2 rRNA genes are annotated in these 3,391 nt (G+C 55.9%); both read left to right on the top strand.

The annotated features are described in order from the left end of the window. Positions 1 to 45 precede the first annotated feature (45 nt). A 23S ribosomal RNA gene (locus ACWEOI_RS35385) occupies positions 46 to 3,151 on the top strand. A gap of 119 nt (positions 3,152 to 3,270) precedes the next feature. Beyond that, a 5S ribosomal RNA gene (gene rrf / locus ACWEOI_RS35380) occupies positions 3,271 to 3,387 on the top strand. Positions 3,388 to 3,391 lie beyond the last annotated feature (4 nt).

Here is a 3,391-nt window from a genome sequence, read left to right as displayed (position 1 = left end):
GGGTGTGTTGTTTGAGAACTGCACAGTGGACGCGAGCATCTTTGTTAGTAAGTGTGTAAGAGCGTACGGTGGATGCCTTGGCACCAGGAGCCGATGAAGGACGTAGTAGGCTGCGATAAGCCTCGGGGAGCTGTCAAACGAGCTGAGATCCGAGGATTTCCGAATGGGGAAACCCAGCACGAGTGATGTCGTGTTACCCGCGCCTGAATATATAGGGCGTGTGGAGGGAACGTGGGGAAGTGAAACATCTCAGTACCCACAGGAAGAGAAAACAACAGTGATTCCGTGAGTAGTGGCGAGCGAAAGCGGAAGAGGCTAAACCGGTTGTGTGTGATAGACGGCAGTCGTTGCATAGCCGGGGTTGTGGGACCTACTTTCTCAGATCTGCCGATCTGGGCAACAGTAAGAAAAGATCGCGTTAGTCGAATTGGTCTGGGATGGCCAACCGTAGACGGTGAGAGTCCGGTAGACGAAAACGTGTTCTCTGTTGTAGTAGGCACCCGAGTAGCAGCGGGCCCGTGAAATCTGCTGTGAATCTGTCGGGACCACCCGATAAGCCTGAATACTACCTGGTGACCGATAGCGGACTAGTACCGTGAGGGAAAGGTGAAAAGTACCCCGGGAGGGGAGTGAAATAGTACCTGAAACCGTGCGCTTACAATCCGTCAGAGCTGTAATAGGTGATGGCGTGCCTTTTGAAGAATGAGCCTGCGAGTCATCGGTGTGTGGCAAGGTTAACCCGTGTGGGGGAGCCGTAGCGAAAGCGAGTCCGAATAGGGCGCCCTGAGTCGCACACTATGGACCCGAAGCGGAGTGATCTACCCATGGCCAGGGTGAAGCGACGGTAAGACGTCGTGGAGGCCCGAACCCACTTAGGTTGAAAACTGAGGGGATGAGCTGTGGGTAGGGGTGAAAGGCCAATCAAACTCCGTGATAGCTGGTTCTCCCCGAAATGCATTTAGGTGCAGCGTCGCGTGTTTCTCACCGGAGGTAGAGCTACTGGATGGCCTAGGGGGCCCACAAGCTTACCGAAGTCAGCCAAACTCCGAATGCCGGTGAGTGAGAGCGCGGCAGTGAGACTGTGGGGGATAAGCTTCATAGTCGAGAGGGAAACAGCCCAGATCGCCGGCTAAGGCCCCTAAGCGTGTACTAAGTGGAAAAGGATGTGGAGTCGCGAAGACAACCAGGAGGTTGGCTTAGAAGCAGCCACCCTTGAAAGAGTGCGTAATAGCTCACTGGTCAAGTGATTCTGCGCCGACAATGTAGCGGGGCTCAAGTACACCGCCGAAGCCGCGGCATTCAGACATTATCCCGCCTTCGGGCCAGGAGTCTGGATGGGTAGGGGAGCGTCGTATGGCCAGGGAAGCGGCGGAGTGATCCAGCCGTGGAGGCCATGCGAGTGAGAATGCAGGCATGAGTAGCGAAAGACGAGTGAGAAACTCGTCCGCCGAATGACCAAGGGTTCCTGGGCCAGGTTAATCCGCCCAGGGTGAGTCGGGACCTAAGGCGAGGCCGACAGGCGTAGTCGATGGACAACGGGTTGATATTCCCGTACCCGTGTATCCGCGCCAAATATCGAATCAGTTGTGCTAAGTGCCCAAATGCGGTCTTATCGAGCCTTCGGGCGAGAGGGAACGCGGCTGCGCATGACCCTGGCTGTAGTAGGTAAGCGATGGGGTGACGCAGGAAGGTAGCTGGGCCAGGTGATGGAATACCTGGTGTAAGCGTGTAGGCCGGGGTATAGGCAAATCCGTATCCCATGAGGCTGAGACGTGATGCGTAGCCGATTGAGGCGAATTCAGTGATCCTATGCTGCCGAGAAAAGCCTCTAGTGAGTTGGTACACGGCCCGTACCCCAAACCGACACAGGTGGTCAGGTAGAGAATACTAAGGCGATCGAGATAACTGTGGTTAAGGAACTCGGCAAAATGCCCCCGTAACTTCGGGAGAAGGGGGACCACGCCTGGTGAACACCTTTACGGTGGGAGCTGGGTGGGGTCGCAGAGACCAGTGAGAAGCGACTGTTTACTAAAAACACAGGTCCGTGCGAAGTCGTAAGACGATGTATACGGACTGACGCCTGCCCGGTGCCGGAAGGTTAAGAGGACCGGTTAGCTCTTCGGAGCGAAGCTGAGAATTTAAGCCCCGGTAAACGGCGGTGGTAACTATAACCATCCTAAGGTAGCGAAATTCCTTGTCGGGTAAGTTCCGACCTGCACGAATGGCGTAACGACTTCTCAGCTGTCTCAACCACAGACTCGGCGAAATTGCAGTACGAGTAAAGATGCTCGTTACGCGCGGCAGGACGAAAAGACCCCGGGACCTTCACTATAGCTTGGTATTGGTGTTCGGTACGGTTTGTGTAGGATAGGTGGGAGACTGTGAAGCGGGCACGCCAGTGTTCGTGGAGTCATCGTTGAAATACCACTCTGATCGTATTGGACCTCTAACCTCGGACCCTGATCGGGTTCAGGGACAGTGCCTGGTGGGTAGTTTAACTGGGGCGGTTGCCTCCCAAAATGTAACGGAGGCGCCCAAAGGTTCCCTCAGCCTGGTTGGCAATCAGGTGTTGAGTGCAAGTGCACAAGGGAGCTTGACTGTGAGACCGACAGGTCGAGCAGGGACGAAAGTCGGGACTAGTGATCCGGCACCGGCAAGTGGAAGCGGTGTCGCTCAACGGATAAAAGGTACCCCGGGGATAACAGGCTGATCTTCCCCAAGAGTCCATATCGACGGGATGGTTTGGCACCTCGATGTCGGCTCGTCGCATCCTGGGGCTGGAGTAGGTCCCAAGGGTTGGGCTGTTCGCCCATTAAAGCGGCACGCGAGCTGGGTTTAGAACGTCGTGAGACAGTTCGGTCTCTATCCGCCGCGCGCGTTAGAAACTTGAGGAAGGCTGTCCCTAGTACGAGAGGACCGGGACGGACGAACCTCTGGTGTGCCAGTTGTTCCGCCAGGAGCACGGCTGGTTGGCCACGTTCGGAAGGGATAACCGCTGAAAGCATCTAAGCGGGAAGCCTGTTCCAAGATGAGGTTTCTCACCCCCTCGAGGGGGTAAGGCCCCCAACAGACCATTGGGTTGATAGGCCAGAACTGGAAGTCTGGTAACAGATGTAGGTGACTGGTACTAATAGGCCGAGGACTTACCAACAAAGAAGCTACGCGTCCACTGTGCAGTATCTGAAACAACACACAGATACAGGAAGACGGGAAACGAACCCTCGCAAGGGGATTCGCGACCTGGCTCTCTGTGTGACAGTTTCATAGAGTTACGGCGGCTATAGCGGTGGGGAAACGCCCGGTCCCATTCCGAACCCGGAAGCTAAGGCCACCTGCGCCGATGGTACTGCACTCGACAGGGTGTGGGAGAGTAGGACACCGCCGGAACATC

This window comes from Nocardia sp. NPDC004340 (assembly GCF_053602575.1).
This window is presented reverse-complemented; position numbering and strand designations above follow the sequence as displayed.